The sequence below is a fragment of the Serratia symbiotica genome, assembly GCF_000821185.2.
GTDB classification, from domain to species: domain Bacteria; phylum Pseudomonadota; class Gammaproteobacteria; order Enterobacterales; family Enterobacteriaceae; genus Serratia; species Serratia symbiotica.
In genome coordinates this window covers 1020751-1036989 of sequence record NZ_CP050855.1, presented here as the reverse complement: position 1 = coordinate 1036989, position 16239 = coordinate 1020751, and the positions used below count along the sequence as shown (strand labels likewise).

At 51.3% G+C, this 16239-nt stretch carries 16 protein-coding genes, 1 tRNA gene and 2 pseudogenes; 9 read left to right on the top strand and 10 right to left on the bottom strand.

Annotated features, from left to right (window positions below):
* Positions 1-208: 208 nt before the first annotated feature.
* The 5 genes from SYMBAF_RS05415 to xthA all read left to right on the top strand — a co-directional run bounded on the left by SYMBAF_RS05415 (position 209) and on the right by xthA (position 3489).
* Entirely contained in the window at positions 209-670 is a 462-nt protein-coding gene (locus SYMBAF_RS05415) for a YchJ family protein (protein WP_082027005.1), read from the top strand.
* A gap of 67 nt (positions 671-737) precedes the next feature.
* The gene (purU, locus tag SYMBAF_RS05410) at positions 738-1586 is read left to right on the top strand and encodes a formyltetrahydrofolate deformylase (protein ID WP_006708806.1); all 849 of its coding nucleotides are present in this window, start codon (positions 738-740) and stop codon (positions 1584-1586) included.
* Positions 1587-1728: 142 nt separating this feature from the next.
* Positions 1729-1813 (top strand) — tRNA-Tyr (locus SYMBAF_RS05405).
* A gap of 198 nt (positions 1814-2011) precedes the next feature.
* Positions 2012-2584, top strand: a complete 573-nt coding sequence (locus SYMBAF_RS05400) for an LOG family protein (protein WP_040266120.1) — start codon at positions 2012-2014, stop codon at positions 2582-2584.
* 98 nt (positions 2585-2682) lie between these two features.
* Entirely contained in the window at positions 2683-3489 is an 807-nt protein-coding gene (gene xthA / locus SYMBAF_RS05395) for an exodeoxyribonuclease III (RefSeq protein WP_040266121.1), read from the top strand.
* Positions 3490-3571: 82 nt separating this feature from the next.
* Here the strand turns inward: xthA and SYMBAF_RS05390 are convergent, their stop codons facing one another.
* The 4 genes from SYMBAF_RS05390 to SYMBAF_RS05375 form a co-directional block, all read right to left on the bottom strand.
* Positions 3572-3859, bottom strand: coding sequence for a DUF1496 domain-containing protein (locus tag SYMBAF_RS05390; RefSeq protein WP_040266122.1), 288 nt, complete (start codon positions 3857-3859; stop codon positions 3572-3574).
* A complete protein-coding gene (locus SYMBAF_RS05385; protein ID WP_040266123.1) occupies positions 3856-5778 on the bottom strand; it encodes a DNA topoisomerase III in 1923 nt (640 codons plus the stop codon). Before SYMBAF_RS05385 ends, SYMBAF_RS05390 begins: the two co-directional genes overlap by 4 nt.
* A 172-nt stretch (positions 5779-5950) precedes the next feature.
* Positions 5951-6994 (bottom strand): selenide, water dikinase SelD, encoded by a 1044-nt coding sequence (gene selD / locus SYMBAF_RS05380; RefSeq protein WP_040266125.1) that lies wholly within the window; start codon positions 6992-6994, stop codon positions 5951-5953.
* A 484-nt stretch (positions 6995-7478) separates the two neighbouring features.
* Complete coding sequence (locus SYMBAF_RS05375) at positions 7479-8030, bottom strand: NAD(P)H nitroreductase (RefSeq protein ID WP_040266127.1); 552 nt, start codon at positions 8028-8030, stop codon at positions 7479-7481.
* A 160-nt stretch (positions 8031-8190) separates the two neighbouring features.
* Between SYMBAF_RS05375 and sppA the strand changes: the two genes are divergently transcribed.
* Both sppA and ansA read left to right on the top strand, forming a co-directional pair.
* Complete coding sequence (gene sppA, locus SYMBAF_RS05370) at positions 8191-10047, top strand: signal peptide peptidase SppA (protein ID WP_040266128.1); 1857 nt, start codon at positions 8191-8193, stop codon at positions 10045-10047.
* A 93-nt stretch (positions 10048-10140) separates the two neighbouring features.
* Positions 10141-11157, top strand: coding sequence for an asparaginase (ansA, locus tag SYMBAF_RS05365; protein ID WP_040266130.1), 1017 nt, complete (start codon positions 10141-10143; stop codon positions 11155-11157).
* A gap of 279 nt (positions 11158-11436) precedes the next feature.
* Here the strand turns inward: ansA and SYMBAF_RS05360 are convergent, their stop codons facing one another.
* Together SYMBAF_RS05360 and msrB are read right to left on the bottom strand one after the other, a co-directional pair.
* Positions 11437-11709, bottom strand: a complete 273-nt coding sequence (locus SYMBAF_RS05360) for a YeaC family protein (protein WP_040266132.1) — start codon at positions 11707-11709, stop codon at positions 11437-11439.
* 63 nt (positions 11710-11772) lie between these two features.
* Entirely contained in the window at positions 11773-12186 is a 414-nt protein-coding gene (gene msrB, locus SYMBAF_RS05355) for a peptide-methionine (R)-S-oxide reductase MsrB (RefSeq protein ID WP_040266133.1), read from the bottom strand.
* 342 nt (positions 12187-12528) lie between these two features.
* Here msrB and gapA point away from each other — a divergent pair, with 342 nt between their 5' ends.
* Positions 12529-13524 carry a glyceraldehyde-3-phosphate dehydrogenase gene (gene gapA / locus SYMBAF_RS05350; RefSeq protein WP_040266135.1) on the top strand — a complete coding sequence of 332 codons (996 nt, stop codon included), beginning with the start codon at positions 12529-12531 and terminating at the stop codon, positions 13522-13524.
* Between the two features lie 82 nt (positions 13525-13606).
* On the top strand, positions 13607-14482 hold the full coding sequence (locus SYMBAF_RS05345; RefSeq protein WP_040266137.1) for a D-hexose-6-phosphate mutarotase: 876 nt from the start codon (positions 13607-13609) through the stop codon (positions 14480-14482).
* A 121-nt stretch (positions 14483-14603) separates the two neighbouring features.
* Here SYMBAF_RS05345 and SYMBAF_RS05340 read toward each other — a convergent pair.
* The 4 genes and pseudogenes from SYMBAF_RS05340 to SYMBAF_RS05320 all read right to left on the bottom strand — a co-directional run.
* Positions 14604-14687 (bottom strand): annotated as a pseudogene (locus tag SYMBAF_RS05340) (MipA/OmpV family protein); the annotation flags it as partial.
* A 120-nt stretch (positions 14688-14807) separates the two neighbouring features.
* Positions 14808-14972: pseudogene (locus SYMBAF_RS05335) on the bottom strand (IS630 family transposase); the annotation flags it as partial.
* Between the two features lie 51 nt (positions 14973-15023).
* Entirely contained in the window at positions 15024-15281 is a 258-nt protein-coding gene (locus SYMBAF_RS05330) for a group II intron maturase-specific domain-containing protein (protein WP_237162958.1), read from the bottom strand.
* Between the two features lie 566 nt (positions 15282-15847).
* A complete protein-coding gene (locus SYMBAF_RS05320) occupies positions 15848-16183 on the bottom strand; it encodes a GntR family transcriptional regulator (protein ID WP_226020442.1) in 336 nt (111 codons plus the stop codon).
* Positions 16184-16239: the final 56 nt, after the last annotated feature.

Genomic DNA, 16239 nt, shown 5'->3' with positions numbered 1-16239 from the left:
TTTTATTTGCCATTTTGGCCCTGAGTCACGCTCACCATTCTCACGTACTCCCTGTACGATCCGGTTGTTGCGCGCTGCCCTGGTCCAAACTGGCTGCAACAATGTAGGCCTACTGGGATAGGCTTTAAGAGTAGATTGTCACTCGCAAATGATGTTAGGTAACATATGCGCTAAACTCACTTTCAGCATCCCCTTTCCTGGAGTTATTTTGCCCGAATTATGCCCATGCGGCAGCAGACTGGAGTATAGCGCCTGCTGCGGCCTTTATATTGCCGATACCAAGGGTGCTCCAACGCCAGGCACACTGATGCGTTCACGCTTCACTGCCTACGTCAAACACAACGCCGACTATCTGATCGCTACCTGGCATCCTGACTGCCATGCCAACGAATGGCGCACTGTGATTGGTGACAGTTTTAAAAACACCAAATGGCTTGGGCTGACGATCGTGGAAGAAACAGAGAGCATGGATACCGACGAAGGCTTTGTCGAATTTATCGCTCACTTCATCGACGGCAACGGCGAACATCAGACCATGCATGAGCGTTCTCGTTTTTGTCGCCTTGAGCAACACTGGTATTATATCGACGGTATTAAGCCGCAACCGGGTAGAAATACCCGGTGTCCCTGTCGTTCAGGGAAAAAATATAAGAAGTGCTGCGGGCACTAGCCAACTGACATTTTACCTTCACTCTACGCCATCAGGGCGTTCATTAGCAGACCGGACCCTTGCACCAATGCCATACCAAAACATACAAAGAAAAGTTTTACGCACCATTTGCCCAGACGCCAAAGGTCTGATCGCCAAGATCACCCATATTTGCTCTCAGCATGAACTCAATATTGTGCAGAATAACGAATTCGTCGACCACCGTACTAACCGTTTCTTTATGCGTACCGAGTTGGAAGGCATTTTTAACGATAACTCCTTGTTGGCCGATCTTGACGCCACCCTACCAGAAGGTTCAATGCGAGAATTGAACAACATCGGCCGCCGCCGCATTGTCGTGCTGGTCACCAAAGAAGCCCATTGCCTGGGCGATTTGCTGATGAAGAGCACCTATGGTGGTCTTGAAATGGAAATCGCAGCAGTCATTAGCAACCACGCTACCTTGCAGACGCTGGTGGAACGTTTTGACATTCCTTTCCACCTGGTAAGCCATGAAGGGCTAACCCGCGAAAAGCACGATCTTGAAATGATAGCCAAGATCGATCAATATCAACCAGATTATGTGGTGTTAGCCAAATATATGCGCGTGTTAACGCCAGCCTTTGTGCAACACTATCCGAATCAGGTGATTAATATCCACCACTCATTCCTGCCAGCGTTTATCGGCGCACGCCCTTATCATCAGGCTTACGAACGCGGCGTCAAAATCATCGGTGCTACTGCGCACTACGTTAACGATAACCTCGACGAAGGCCCAATCATCCTACAGGATGTGATTAATGTTGATCACACCTATTCCACCGAGGATATGATTTGTGCAGGCCGTGACGTAGAGAAAAACGTGTTGAGCCGCGCCCTATATCACGTATTGGCTCAGCAGGTATTCGTCTACGGTAATCGGACGGTTATCTTATAATTGTTTAATACAGCGGTGCATTTCGTTCAGTGATGCGCCGCTACGAATAAAAATTCAGCAAACGATTCATTTTCCGCATTTCGATACTTTACACCTGAGCTTCATTTGATATGATGCGCCGCGCTTTGCCAACAAGGCTAGTGGTGGGGTTCCCGAGCGGCCAAAGGGAGCAGACTGTAAATCTGCCGTCACAGACTTCGAAGGTTCGAATCCTTCCCCCACCACCATATTCAAAATATTCGACAGTTTTTTCAGTGTGGCTCGCCGTATTGAAGCATTCCTTAGTAGAACGTTCCCCATTAAATCAATCCTAAAATTTCCATCGACATTCTATATTTCTTTGAATACTCAATGGGACGGTATCTTGAACTCCGGCCAATAATTCGTTATATCATTGGCTTCTTTAATGCCGTAAGGAAAAGTGCATGCATAATAACATCTGCGTTTTTTGTGGTGCCAGCGAAGGCGTTAACTCTGCTTATGCCGACACCGCCCGCCGACTTGGGCAGACGCTCGCTGTTCAAGGACGACGTTTGATTTATGGTGGTGGTAAAAAGGGTTTGATGGGGATCGTCGCCGATGCAGTGATGGCCGCAGGTGGTGAAGCCATAGGCATCATCCCTGAGCGCCTGGTTGAGGCAGAAACTGCGCACCGAGGTCTGACAACGCTGGAAGTCGTTTCCGATATGCATACCCGTAAAGCCCGAATGGCAGCGCTAGCGGACGGTTTTATCGCCCTACCGGGTGGCATCGGCACGTTGGAAGAGCTGTTTGAAATTTGGACTTGGGGGCAGATTGGCTATCACAGCAAACCGGTGGGGTTACTGGATGTAGAGGGCTTCTATCGTCCGCTGAATGACTTCCTGCGACATGTCGCCGATCAGGGATTTATGCGCCACGATTATCTCGACACTTTGTATATTAGCGAAGCACCGCAAACCTTGCTCTGTCAGTTTGACGATTATCAGCCAAAGAAATACGATCGCTGGGCAAAATAACTCCATCGCCAGCCAGAGGCAGAGCCGCTGGCTGCGTTACATTTCCCACCAAACTCTGCTACTATCGCCACACTTTTTTCGTGAAAACGGCACCACTCATGAAGTTTGTCTCTTTTAATATCAATGGACTGCGCGCACGTCCACATCAGTTGGCAGCAATTATTGAACAACACCAGCCTGATGTTATCAGCTTGCAGGAAACTAAAGTCCACGATGACATGTTCCCATTGGAAGAAGTCAGCCAGTATGGGTATCACGTGTTCTATCACGGGCAAAAAGGCCACTACGGCGTTGCACTGCTGACCAAAGAACCACCTTTGGCGGTACGTCGCGGCTTCCCGACAGATCACGAAGACGCACAGCGCCGCATCATCATGGCCGATCTGGTCACTACGCAGGGTACGCTGACGGTTATCAATGGCTATTTTCCGCAGGGAGAGAGTCGCAATCATCCGATCAAATTCCCGGCCAAAGCGCGCTTCTATCAGGATTTACAGACTTACCTTGAGCAGCAGCTATCGGTAGATGCGCCGGTATTGGTAATGGGTGATATGAATATCAGTCACAGTGATTTTGATATTGGTATCGGCGAAGAAAGCCGCAAACGTTGGCTGCGCACCGGCAAATGCTCCTTCCTGCCGGAAGAACGCGAATGGATGGATCGTCTGCTGAATTGGGGGCTGGTGGATACCTATCGCCACGCTAACCCGACACGCAACGACGAGTTCTCGTGGTTCGATTACCGTTCCAAAGGGTTCGAGGACAACCGGGGCTTACGCATCGACCTGCTGCTGGCCAGCCCCACACTGGCGGCGCGCTGCACCGCCAGTGGCATTGACTACCAAATCCGCAGTATGGAGAAACCTTCCGACCATGCGCCAGTTTGGGCGGAATTTGCGCTGTGATATTCAGACCCGGCAACCGCCGGGGTTATTAGGCTGTGCCTGTTCCGCTTTTGGCCGACGATGCCGCTTATCAGTGACATAGTCACTTTTTCAGGCGTACCCAAATTAAGGGATGAGTGCTCACCACGTTGTGATCTCGCGCGCATTGCAACATCTCTCCGTCGATTTTAAGCACCGCCCCTTCGGAGTAATTCTGATCCTGATAAATGCAACAGCGGTTGCAAGGTTGAACGGCGGCTTGGGTATGCGCATTTTTGCCCCAGATATCTGGAGAAATCGGCAATACCACATCCACATCTTGCCGATTGGCTACGGCTAAACCGGATAACAACCAGGTGCCTACCACCAGCATCAGTAATCCACGTTTCATTTACTCTTCTCCTGCGCCTTACCAGCGCTTTTTCTGCGTTTTTTGCTGCCCGTTGAAGGCGGCGGCAACCCACGAAATGCCATACTTGCTCGACTCTGCTGGGCCTGATAAATCAACGTTTGCAACGTGCCAACCAACGGTTGCATAAAGTCCTGATAGCGGCAAGACTTCTCACTGATTTGCGTCAGCGTGGCTTCCCAGTTGGCTGTCATATCAGGGCGTGCAGCGATCTCCGGCAATGAGTGGATCAAAGCGCGACCCGCCTCGCTAGCGTGAATATAGCGCCCCTTCTTGTACAAAAACGCTCGCTTGAACAGCAATTCAATGATCCCTGCCCGCGTAGCTTCGGTTCCTAAACCATCGGTCGCTCGTAGGATTTTTTTTAGCACTTTATCCTGCACGAAGCGCGCAATCCCAGTCATCGCCGACAATAAGCTGGCATCGGTGAACGGCCGTGGCGGTTGCGTCTGCCGGTCAACCACTTCACCGCGTTCGCATAACAGCGCATCATCCTTCGCCACCACCGGCAGTGGTGCCCCTTCGTTCTCCTCATCGCGCTCCTTGCTGCCCAATAGCGCGCGCCAACCAGCCTCTGCCAGAAAACGTGCTTTGGCGACAAATTTACCACCAGCGATATCCAGTTCAATCACGCATTTACGGAACATCGCATCTGGACAAAACTGCATCAGATACTGCCGAACCACCAACCCGTAAACAATCAACTCATCCTGTGTGAGGTTAACTTTGCTGGCGCGAGCAGTGGGAATAATGGCATGGTGAGCATCCACTTTTTTATCGTTCCAACACCGATTGCGGCGTTCACTGTCGATCACTGGCTGCGGGTACATTTCCGGCTGGTGAACGCTGATGGCGTTTAGCACCGCATAACGCTCAGCGAAGTGTTCCTCCGGCAAGTAGCGGCAATCGGAACGCGGGTAGGTGATCAGCTTGTAGGTTTCATATAACCGTTGGCAAACATCAAGCACCTGCTGAGCGCTGAGGTTATAACGCTTGGCGGCTTCAATTTGCAGTGCCGAAAGCGAAAATGGCAGCGGGGCAATTTCTGATTCCCGTTTATCATTATAGGAAATCACTCGCGCTGGCTGTCCAGCAATACGCTTGACTACATGCTCCGCTAACGGCCGATGCAGTAAGCGCCCCTCTTCGTCTTGATAGGCTTCACATGAATCACTGGGTTGCCACAGCGCCACAAAGCGTTCTTCCTTAGGCGTAACAATGTGCGCTCTGACTTCAAAAAAGTCCTTCGGCACAAAGTTTTCTATCTCTTCATCACGCCGCACCACCAGCCCTAATACCGGTGTCTGCACCCTCCCCACCGATAGCACACCATCGTAGCCCGCATTGCGACCTAGCAAGGTATAGGCGCGGGTCATATTGATGCCGTATAGCCAATCGGCGCGTGAACGCGCCAACGCGGATACACACAGTGGGATAAAATCACGGTTGTCACGCAGGCGGTTAACCGCGCGTTCCACCGCCTGCGGGTTAAGGTCATTAATCAGGCAACGGCGGACGTTCTGGCGTTTTTCCGGCATTAAGTCCAAATAATCCAATACCTCATCCACCAGCAGTTGCCCCTCGCGATCCGGATCGCCCGCGTGCACCACTTCATCGGCCTCAAGCAGCAGTTTTTTGATAGTATTGAGTTGTTTGCTGACAGAGAGACGTGGCTGCAACCGCCACTTTTCTGGAATAATGGGCAGATCTGCCAGCGACCAGCGCGCAAAGCGGCTGTCATAGGCATCGGGCTGTGCCTGCTCCAGCAAGTGACCGATGCACCAAGTCACCACATCATTGTTGCCACAGGCGATAAAGCCATCACCACGGCGATGCGGCTTAGGAAGCACATCGGCAATGGCGCGCGCTAAACTTGGTTTCTCGGCAATAAACAGTCGCATTATTCACCGTTTTTCTGGCTATACGTCATCAGGAATTCTCTTACTTCAGCATAGTTCCCGCAGAAAACCCTCCACAGGAAGTGATATCGATGGATAGCCGTCATACAGCGGCACTGACTTGTTATGTGCTAGCCATCTCACCGTCGGACGATTCTCAAAATCAGCGCTCACACTATTCGACCGTGATCAACGGTTTGCCAGCAACCACGGCGTGCAGTTCGCCGATAGCATCGATTTGAATGCCATGACGTTCGGCAATCGACTGCACCTGCTGCACCACCTCCGGCATTACCGCCAGCAGTAGGCCGCCGGATGTTTGTGGATCGCACAACAGTTTACGCTGTAAATCACTCATTTCACTCACCAGATGACCATAGCTATCAAAATTGCGGCCACTGCCGCCCGGTACACAGCCCTCAGCGATGTAAACCTCGACCCCCGGCAACCTAGGCACCTGTTCGAACCATAGGGTGGCCTGTAGCCCAGAACTTTGGCATACCTCGCTCAGGTGGCCCAACAGCCCGAAGCCGGTAATATCGGTCATTGCCGTTATCCCCACCACCTGAGCAAAGTCCACACCCGGCGTATTCAGCCGACACATCACCTCCGTCGCCAACCCTTGATGTTCAGGGCGCAACTGGCGTTTTTTCTCGGCGGTGGTCAGCACGCCTATGCCCAACGGTTTAGTGAGGAACAGTGTTGATCCTGCCTGCGCGGTGCTGTTTTTCTTCACCCGTGCGGTATTGACCACGCCAGTGACAGCCAGGCCAAAGATCGGTTCTGGCGCGTCGATGGAATGCCCGCCTGCCAGCACAATACCCGCCTGCTGGCAGGCGAAACGCCCACCATCAACCACCCGCTGCGCCACTTCCGGCGGCAACGTGGCGATCGGCCAGCCGAGGATAGCGATCGCCATAATCGGGTTGCCCCCCATGGCGTAGATATCGCTAATGGCGTTGGTGGCGGCGATGCGGCCAAAATCAAACGGATCATCAACGATCGGCATAAAGAAGTCGGTAGTGCTGATGATGCCAACATCATTGCCAATATCATACACCGCTGCGTCATCGCGAGTTTCATTACCCACCAGCAGACGCGGATCGATAAGCTTTTCATGCGTGCTGTGCAAAATGGTATCGAGAACTTTCGGTGAGATTTTACAGCCGCAGCCAGCGCCATGGCTGTACTCGGTCAAGCGGATAGCTGGCGATGTCATATAGCGCACTCCTTTCGATGATCGTCACTCAAGATAACATAGGGTAACGTTTGCCGAAGGGATTGATAAGCACAGGCTGTCGATTAACCCGCAGCCTGCACATAGATGCGATTTGTTTTTATTTACCTTGCGTATACCCGTCATACTTCAAGTTGCCTGTTCGTGAGCTTTCCTCGCTCGCCCCAGTCACTGACGGGTGTCAGCGACTGGAGATTCATCAACCTCATCCCTAAAGTTAAGCCTACGGCCCAGCGCAAGCGTTGTTCAAATCGGTTCCCAGCCGATTTGTCGCTGCGTTGCCGCTTTCCTACAACTCGAATTATTTAGGGTTTATATCAAACGTGTAGCCATAGAAGGTGTCGAGATCCTCCCCGTGCCGGTATAATACCTAGTAACAGCAGTGAAATAGCCTAATGCCCTAATCTACTCACAGTCCCTCGAAATAACACCGTTCTAGGGCATTTTGGTATATCCACCAGCATAATCAAAAATGGCTGACGAAAGGCGCACTATTCGGGGCGATGACTTTGTTTGAAGCTTTCAACTCTGGGGTACCCAAATACAAGAAACCGACGATCATATCCTGTTCTCGGCATCCGAACGCATCGCGCACCAGTGGGTACTCAGCCCAAACACCTGTGCGCCAGATGCCATTAAAACCCTGCGCTAACGCTGCCATTTGCATCGCCTGTACCGCGCAGCCAGCGGATACCACTTGCTCCCAATGCGGCACCTTGGTCTCTTTAGTACAGTGCGCAATCACAGCAATGATTAAAGGTGCGCGGAACGGTGCCTTAGCGGCCTTTTCGATCGCGATTTCGTCCATTTTCGCCTGTTTTGAAGCAATTTGTAACAATTGGCTGAAGCGCTCTAGCCCTTGATTCTCAATTATCACAAACCGCCACGGTTGCAGGTTTCCGTGATCGGGCGCACGCAGTCCTGCATTGATGATATTCTGACGTATTTCCCCCACGGGCGCTGGTGCCGAAAGCCGTGAGGCTGAACGGCGATTCAGTAAAAGATGCAGTGCATCCATCAAAAACTCCTGATAATAATTTTCATTAAGATCACGTTAGCATAGCTCATCGATATGTAACAGCCTCGTCAATGCAGTTCGTGATCGAAGATTTAAAGCGACATTTCTTCAGCCGCTCATTAGGATAGCGGAACATTTTTCGACTTTTGTTGGAGAGCACATGCGCACATTAGGGCAAATTTTTACCAGCACATTTAGGTGGACATGGCGTCTGCTGAACTTTCTCAGGGAACTGATCCTTAATTTATTTTTGGTGTTACTGCTCCTGGTTGGCGGCGGTATTTATCTATACTTTCAAAACTCCACCACTCCGGCAATACCAGAACATGGCGCTCTGCTGGTCGATTTAAGCGGCGTGGTGGTCGATCAACCTTCAATGAACAATAAAGTACGCCAGTGGGGACGTGAACTGCTCAGCGCTTCCAGCAACCGACTACAGGAAAACTCATTGTTCGAGCTGGTTAACAGCATCCGTAAAGCCAAGGATGACAAAACCATTACCGGGATGGTATTGCAGTTGAATGACTTTGGCGGTGCCGATCAGCCTTCGCTGCATTATATCGGCAAGGCGCTACGTGAATTCCGTGATAGCGGCAAACCTATCATTGCCATCGGCGACAGCTACAGCCAGATGCAGTACTACTTGGCCAGTTACGCCAACAGGATCTATCTGTCACCACAAGGTTCGGTCGATCTGCGTGGTTTCGCCAGCAATAATCTGTACTACAAATCGCTGCTGGAGATGTTCAAAGTCACCTCCCATATTTTCCGCGTTGGAACCTATAAATCGGCGGTCGAGCCGCTGATACGCGACGATATGTCGCTAGCCGCGCGTGAGGCGGATAGCCGTTGGATCGGTGGTTTGTGGCAAAACTATTTGGATACTGTGGCGGCTAACCGTCAGCTCACTCCGCAGCAACTGTTCCCCGGAGCCGACAACGTGCTGAGTGGTTTGCAGGCGGCAGGCGGCGATACTGCACGCTATGCGCTGGATAACAAGCTGGTGGATGAACTGGCATCACGCACTGCCATTGAAGACCAGTTGGTGAAAACTTTCGGGTGGAACAAGCGCGCCAATAACTTCAACGCCATCAGCATCTATGACTACCAGCCAAAACCGGCTGATGCTCAGGGCGACGAAATTGCCGTGGTATTTGCCAACGGTGCCATCATTGACGGGCCGCAGGCACCTGGTACTGTGGGCGCTGATACCACCGCCGCAGAACTACGTCAAGTGCGTCTGGATCCGATTATCAAGGCGGTGGTATTGCGCGTCAACAGCCCAGGCGGCAGCGTCAGCGCTTCTGAAGTGATCCGCGCCGAACTGGCTGAGATCCGCGCTGCTGGCAAGCCGGTGGTGGTCTCAATGGGTGGCATGGCGGCCTCTGGCGGCTACTGGATATCGACGCCAGCCGACTATATCATCGCCAGCCCAAGCACTCTAACCGGTTCCATCGGCATTTTCGGCATCATCAATACCTATGAGCGAACGCTGGACAGCATCGGCGTGCACACCGACGGCGTGGCAACCTCGCCACTGGCCGATATTACGGCGACCAAAGCGCTGCCGCCGGCGTTCTCACAGATAATGCAGTTAAGCATTGAGCACGGGTATAAGAACTTTATCGATCTGGTGGCTAAAGCGCGCAAAATGGTACCGCAGCAGGTAGACCAAATTGCTCAGGGACACGTCTGGTTGGGTAGTGATGCCAAGGCTAACGGGTTAGTTGATCAGTTGGGTGATTTCGACGATGCCGTGAAGAAAGTGGCCGAGCTGGCCAAGCTAAAACAGTGGAAGTTGAACTGGTTTGTCGATACCCCAAGCTTGACAGAGATGGTACTTAGCCATTTCAGCGGTTCGATTCACGCCATGCTGCCAGCGGCGATCCAAGCGATACTGCCCGCCCCACTGGCATCCGTAGCCATGACAGTAAAAGAACAGTCGGGGTTGCTTAACAACCTGAACGACCCGCAAAACCGCTATGCATTCTGTTTGACCTGCGGAGAAGTCCGCTAACCAATAATTCCACGGCCCGGCGAACGTCGGGCTTTTTTTCTACCACTATCTCCCTATAATTCAGCCCATCTTATCTCGGTTAAGACAGTACCCATGCAAAAGAAATCCATTTACGTTGCCTATACAGGCGGCACCATTGGCATGCAACGTTCCGCTCAAGGCTATATCCCCGTTTCCGGCCATTTGCAGCATCAACTCGCACTGATGCCGGAATTCCACCGGCCGGAAATGCCAGATTTCACCATCTGCGAATACATGCCATTGATCGACTCTTCCGATATGACACCGCAAGATTGGCAACACATCGCCGACGATATTAAACAGAATTATGATCGCTACGATGGCTTTGTCATTCTGCACGGCACCGACACCATGGCTTTCACCGCTTCAGCGCTATCATTCATGTTGGAGAACCTGGCCAAGCCGGTGATCGTGACCGGTTCGCAGATCCCGCTGGCGGAGCTACGCTCCGATGGTCAAACCAATCTGCTCAACGCCCTGTATCTGGCAGCCAATCATCCGGTGAACGAAGTATGTCTGTTCTTCAATAACAAACTCTTCCGTGGCAACCGCACCACCAAGGCTCACGCCGATGGTTTCGATGCGTTCGCTTCTCCCAATTTGCCGCCGCTCTTGGAGGCCGGCATCCATATCCGCCGTATTAACGGCATCGCTAGCCCGACCTGCAACGGCCAACTGAATGTGCATGTCATCACACCGCAGCCGATCGGCGTAGTGACCCTTTACCCAGGGATTTCATACGCGGTGGTGCGCAACTTTTTGCTACAGCCGGTAAAAGCGTTGATCTTGCGTTCCTATGGCGTAGGTAACGCACCGCAGAAAGCCGAGCTGATCGATGAATTGCGCGATGCGTCCGAGCGCGGCATCGTAGTGATCAACCTAACACAGTGCATTTCCGGCAGAGTCAATATGGAAGGGTACGCCACCGGCAATGTACTAGCACATGCGGGAGTGATCAGCGGTTTTGATATGACGGTAGAGGCCACGTTGACCAAACTGCACTATCTGTTAAGTCAACCTCTGACGCCAGCGCAAATCCGCTGCCAGATGCAGCAAGACCTGCGCGGCGAACTGAGCATCAGCGATTAGCATACGGATAGGAATTGGGGCATCACCCCATGGCAATCGTCGATGGTTGGTTGCGGCATCGATTACAACCGGTGAATAACGACCAGACATGACCGGTTGGGGGGGGGGTTACCCTGTCACAATTTATCGCGAGTGATCCCCCAGGTCACGCCTGCATTCTCCTTGCTGACCGGTTAAAGCCATCATTACCTGTCAGCACAATGTCCTCAGAGTATGACGCAGTTGACAGAAAGTTGAGGTTAATCGCTGACAACACGCCTTATCGCCTTGATCCGCGTATTATTGCGGCTTCAGTTTGACCAGTGGCTCGGCAACGAACTGCTGCTTAAGCTGCTGCTTGCTCTTCATCACCATCTGGCCATTGGTGCCGATGCTCATATGTTGAGGATCGACATTGTTTTTCGACTGCCACAGCATCACAGCTTGTAGACTATTTGCTTTCTGCTCTGGCGTCAGTGCTATGCCATCTGACCATTTACCCAATTCAACCGCCCGTAGCAAACGCTGGTAGATTTCTGGCGTCATCGCCGCAATCAAATCTTGCACGTCCATCAGAACATCTCTCACTTAAGGAAGAATAATTAGCTGAATCGATTTTATTAGTGAAATTCCCACTCAACCGGCAGTTTTATCGCCGTTTTCATTATCGGTAAAACTCAGCGAAGCCGAGTTGACGCAGAAGCGCTCGCCTGTTGGCTGTGGGCCATCGGAGAATACATGCCCAAGATGTGCGTCACAGTGACCACAGCGGATTTCGATACGCTGGATATTAAATGAATTATCAAAAAGATAACGAATTGCATTATCAGATAGTGGCTGATAAAAACTCGGCCAGCCGCAGCCGGAATCATACTTGCTCTCGGAGTAGAACAACGGCTGATCGCAGCACAAGCAATGGTACACACCCTCGCGCTTGTTGTGCAGCAATTTACCGGAATATGGGGCCTCGGTGCCTCGCTTTTGAGTCAAATAATATTGGATTTCATTCAGTACAATGGCCGGCTGGTCTGGGGGGGATTCTTTAGGCATTTATACCTGTCTCTGAATGTGTAAAATTTAAACAAAAACAATTTATTGTAACAAAAAATAAACACTCGCGCAGAGATTTTTTGCCCAACTGATTAGCGTAAAAGGTCAATCCAGAATGATATGTGATTCTGATCACACAATTGTAGACGCTGAGTTTATATTTCTCAGTTTGCCCCCATATAGTGCATGAGGCGACACGCAAACGGGACGAGCAATAAACGCGCAACATTAACCTTCAGATTTAGTTTACCGCACAGATTGACACGATTCCGCTTGACGCTTGGTAAGGTTTTTGTAATTTTACAACCCATCCTTTATTCACTAACAATAGCTGGTGGAATTATGACTATCAAAGTAGGTATCAACGGTTTTGGCCGTATTGGTCGCATTGTTTTCCGTGCTGCTCAGGAACGTTCTGACATCGAAATCGTTGCAATCAACGATCTGTTGGATGCAGAGTACATGGCTTACATGCTGAAGTATGACTCTACTCACGGCCGTTTCAACGGCACTGTAGAAGTTAAAGATGGCCATCTGGTTGTTAACGGCAAGACTATCCGTGTTACCGCTGAAAAAGACCCGGCTAACCTCAAGTGGAACGAAGTGGGCGTTGATGTGGTAGCGGAAGCGACCGGTATCTTCCTCACTGACGAAACCGCACGTAAGCACATCGTGGCGGGCGCAAAGAAAGTTGTAATGACCGGCCCGTCCAAAGATGCAACCCCCATGTTCGTTCGTGGTGCTAACTTTGAAAAGTACGCTGGTCAGGATATCGTTTCTAACGCCTCTTGCACCACCAACTGCCTGGCCCCACTGGCTAAAGTTATCAACGATAACTTCGGCATCATTGAAGGTCTGATGACCACTGTTCATGCCACCACCGCAACTCAGAAAACTGTTGATAGCCCATCTCTGAAAGACTGGCGTGGTGGCCGTGGTGCCTCCCAAAATATTATCCCTTCTTCTACCGGTGCCGCTAAAGCGGTAGGTGTCGTTCTGCCTGAGCTGAAAGGCAGGCTGACCGGTATGTCATTTCGTGTTCCAACGCCAAACGTATCGGTAGTTGACCTGACCGTGCGTCTGGAAAAACCCGCCACCTATGAAGAAATTAAGAAAGTCATCAAGGATGCTGCTGAAGGTTCGATGAAAGGCGTGCTGGGCTACATTGAAGACGATGTGGTTTCTACCGATTTCAACGGCGAAACCCTGACTTCCGTGTTCGATGCCAAAGCCGGTATCGCATTGAATGACAAATTTGTGAAACTGGTTTCCTGGTACGACAACGAAACAGGCTACTCCCACAAGGTTCTGGACCTGATCGCTCACATCTCCAAATAATGGCATAATGGTAAGCTGGTGAAAGAGGGCGACATCAATGTCGCCCTCTTCGCTGGTGTTTAGCCGAACAAGAGGCCAAATGATGAACGAGAAAATTTTCAGCCTGCCCGTAACCACACAAATCTCTCCTTATATCAGCCTGCGCCAGCTCGATGAACTGGGTATAGTGGTCATTTCCCATCCCAAGGTTCGGGCGGCTGTTGCCCTACAGGGCGCACAACTATTAGCCTGGCAACCCAGTGGCGCTAAGCCAGTAATCTGGCTTAGCGCTAATACCCCTTTCAAAACAGGCCAAGCGATCCGTGGCGGTGTGCCAATCTGCTGGCCTTGGTTTGGCGCGGTAGCACAACCTTCCCATGGTTTTGTTCGCACCCTGCCCTGGTGCCTGACGGGCCACGATGAGGACGAGAACGGCGTTATTCTGACCTTCACGCTGAAAGACAATGAGCAAACCTATAAGCGGTGGCCGCACGCTTTTACGCTGATTGCCCGCTTCAAGTTGGGCGTGAAATGTGAGATCGAGTTAGAATCGCACGGCGACTATCAGGCGACTGCTGCGCTGCATACCTACTTCCAAATCGGCGATATCGCGCAGATACAAGTGGCGGGCCTTGGCGACAGCTATATCGATAAAGTGGCGGGTGGTCTCCCAGCATGTCAAACTGGCAACCTGCGGTTTATCGGCCAGACCGACCGTGTCTACAACCAACCGGAAGCTCTCAGCCTGATCACAGATCCAGCGCTACAACGCACCCTTGAAGTTCATCACCATCATATGAGTGATGTGATCGCCTGGAACCCTGGGGTTGAATTGTCATGTAGCATGCCGGATATGACCAATGACGGTTACAAAACCATGGTGTGCGTGGAAACTGGCCGCGTCAGCAGGCCGCTAGTCGCCGCTGGCGAACAACCCGCACGTCTGGCCGTCACCCTCTGCAGTAGGAAAAACACCTAAGCTTTTCAGGGTAGCAACATATTGCTATCTTGCCAGCCCACGTCCGGTAACCACCAACAACGTGCAAAATAGGCGCAAGCACCCTTCGAATTAACGTTAAATTAGATGGTATAGCTTGCTGCAGCAACCCGGCATAGGATTTATCCACCTTCGGGCTGTTTTGCACTTCATTGGCGAGTTTTACGTAGCGGCCAACGAAGAAAGCATATACCCTGTACAGATCTGCTGTAAAAGCGTTATTCACCTGCTGTTATCCAACCTAAGCAAAACCTGCTCTCGTACCTGTGCCATAAAGCCGAAAGGCAATCCGTTAGCTAACCCCATAGAGCCAGCGCCGGATTGTTCCGGCATGCAACCGGCATCCGGTTATCTCATTGATTTTTATTGCCATCAGTTCAGTACGCCAGCGGGAACGCTGATAACCAAAGTCACCCAGTGAATGCTTTACGAGCGCGCGCCGCAGTTCGCAAATAGGGGTTATCGGGTCGCGCCAGGGAATTTCCCCCTACGCTCCCACGGAACCGGACGTGACAGTCTCCCGTCATCCGGCTCTTGTCGTTGACCGTTCACGCCGCGTACAAATTTCCCAGTGTGCAAACCGGCAGGACTTAGCGCTCTGTATCCTTCTCAACCATTCATATGCCTGAGCCAGGCTACCCTGTACCCGCTTATATTTGCGGGCGACCCATTTCGCAAGATGCAGATCTATATGACTGGCTATACAGTCCATCGCTGACCGATAAAAGCGCCCAGAGTAATTAATCCAGCCTCGTAACATGGGATTGAGCCAGCGTGCCATTACTTCCAGAGATAACGGGGTTTTGTGACTCAGATCCCAGCCCCGTACCGTCTGCCGGTGTGCCCCGCATTGGTACTCAGGCGCTTGCAGGGTTTCTGCTCGACGCCGCTCCCTTCGCATCGGGACGACAGGTTCCCTCGTTCCATGCCAGAGCCTGTGTTATGCTCATGCTGTCTCTATGCCGGATGCCGACCAGCCAGTAACCAGATAACCGCTGGACTTATCACGCACCGCTTAGAAAGCGCATTTTTAACATCATCTTGTTCCTTCTGACACTGCATCTACAGTTCACTCTCGTTCATCTTCACAACACATACATGACGCATCTGACTGCGCCTTTTCTCTGACGCTCACCACCACCGCTCTTAACGGCAGCAGCTCAGGGTAGTTTGAAGGCTGCGTCTGGACACCGCCTCCGAGGGGCCTACCCTCATCTCTCGCACAGCATTGCACCCTTATTTACCACAGGGTGCATTCGTGGCACACCTACGCCGGAATCCCAGATTTTTCCAGAGGCTGAAATTATGTTCAATTTATTAGCATTAACCCATCATGGATGGGAGCATTTATAGATTTTTACGGTGTAGCTCAATCGTAAAATCACAGTAATCGTTAAGACACCAGGTTTGGGTATATTCAACAGGTCGATCGTTATGAGTAAAGCCTGTTCGGGTCACTAGTAAAACGGGCTCATGCTCATCAGTACCTAAGTAGTGTGCCAGTTTACTGTCCGTAATTGCTGCGCTGAAGTGCTGGGTTGCCCGTAATACCTGTGCTCCCTTTTTTTCCAGATGCCAATACAAAGACTCATTGAGTTCACTGACGTTATCTAGAAAATGCGCCGGTAAAATCGCAATCTGGAGGGAAACAGTAATACCATTAACCTTTCTTAGTCTGGTCAGAGACTGTAATTTAAATTGTGTATCTGCCTGTTTTTGATATGTTCACTCCAGTAACG

Excerpts from the sequence above, each read along its gene's own strand:
- selD (WP_040266125.1), bottom strand. The coding sequence starts at position 6,994 with ATGACATCGCCAGCTATCCGCTTGACCGAGTACAGCCATGGCGCTGGC.
- SYMBAF_RS05390 (WP_040266122.1), bottom strand. The coding sequence starts at position 3,859 with ATGAAACGTGGATTACTGATGCTGGTGGTAGGCACCTGGTTGTTATCC.
- gapA (WP_040266135.1), top strand. The coding sequence starts at position 12,529 with ATGACTATCAAAGTAGGTATCAACGGTTTTGGCCGTATTGGTCGCATT.
- msrB (WP_040266133.1), bottom strand. The coding sequence starts at position 12,186 with ATGCCTAAAGAATCCCCCCCAGACCAGCCGGCCATTGTACTGAATGAA.
- xthA (WP_040266121.1), top strand. The coding sequence starts at position 2,683 with ATGAAGTTTGTCTCTTTTAATATCAATGGACTGCGCGCACGTCCACAT.
- sppA (WP_040266128.1), top strand. The coding sequence starts at position 8,191 with ATGCGCACATTAGGGCAAATTTTTACCAGCACATTTAGGTGGACATGG.
- purU (WP_006708806.1), top strand. The coding sequence starts at position 738 with ATGCCATACCAAAACATACAAAGAAAAGTTTTACGCACCATTTGCCCA.
- ansA (WP_040266130.1), top strand. The coding sequence starts at position 10,141 with ATGCAAAAGAAATCCATTTACGTTGCCTATACAGGCGGCACCATTGGC.
- SYMBAF_RS05360 (WP_040266132.1), bottom strand. The coding sequence starts at position 11,709 with ATGGACGTGCAAGATTTGATTGCGGCGATGACGCCAGAAATCTACCAG.
- SYMBAF_RS05400 (WP_040266120.1), top strand. The coding sequence starts at position 2,012 with ATGCATAATAACATCTGCGTTTTTTGTGGTGCCAGCGAAGGCGTTAAC.
- SYMBAF_RS05375 (WP_040266127.1), bottom strand. The coding sequence starts at position 8,030 with ATGGATGCACTGCATCTTTTACTGAATCGCCGTTCAGCCTCACGGCTT.
- SYMBAF_RS05385 (WP_040266123.1), bottom strand. The coding sequence starts at position 5,778 with ATGCGACTGTTTATTGCCGAGAAACCAAGTTTAGCGCGCGCCATTGCC.
- SYMBAF_RS05345 (WP_040266137.1), top strand. The coding sequence starts at position 13,607 with ATGAACGAGAAAATTTTCAGCCTGCCCGTAACCACACAAATCTCTCCT.
- SYMBAF_RS05330 (WP_237162958.1), bottom strand. The coding sequence starts at position 15,281 with ATGGCACGCTGGCTCAATCCCATGTTACGAGGCTGGATTAATTACTCT.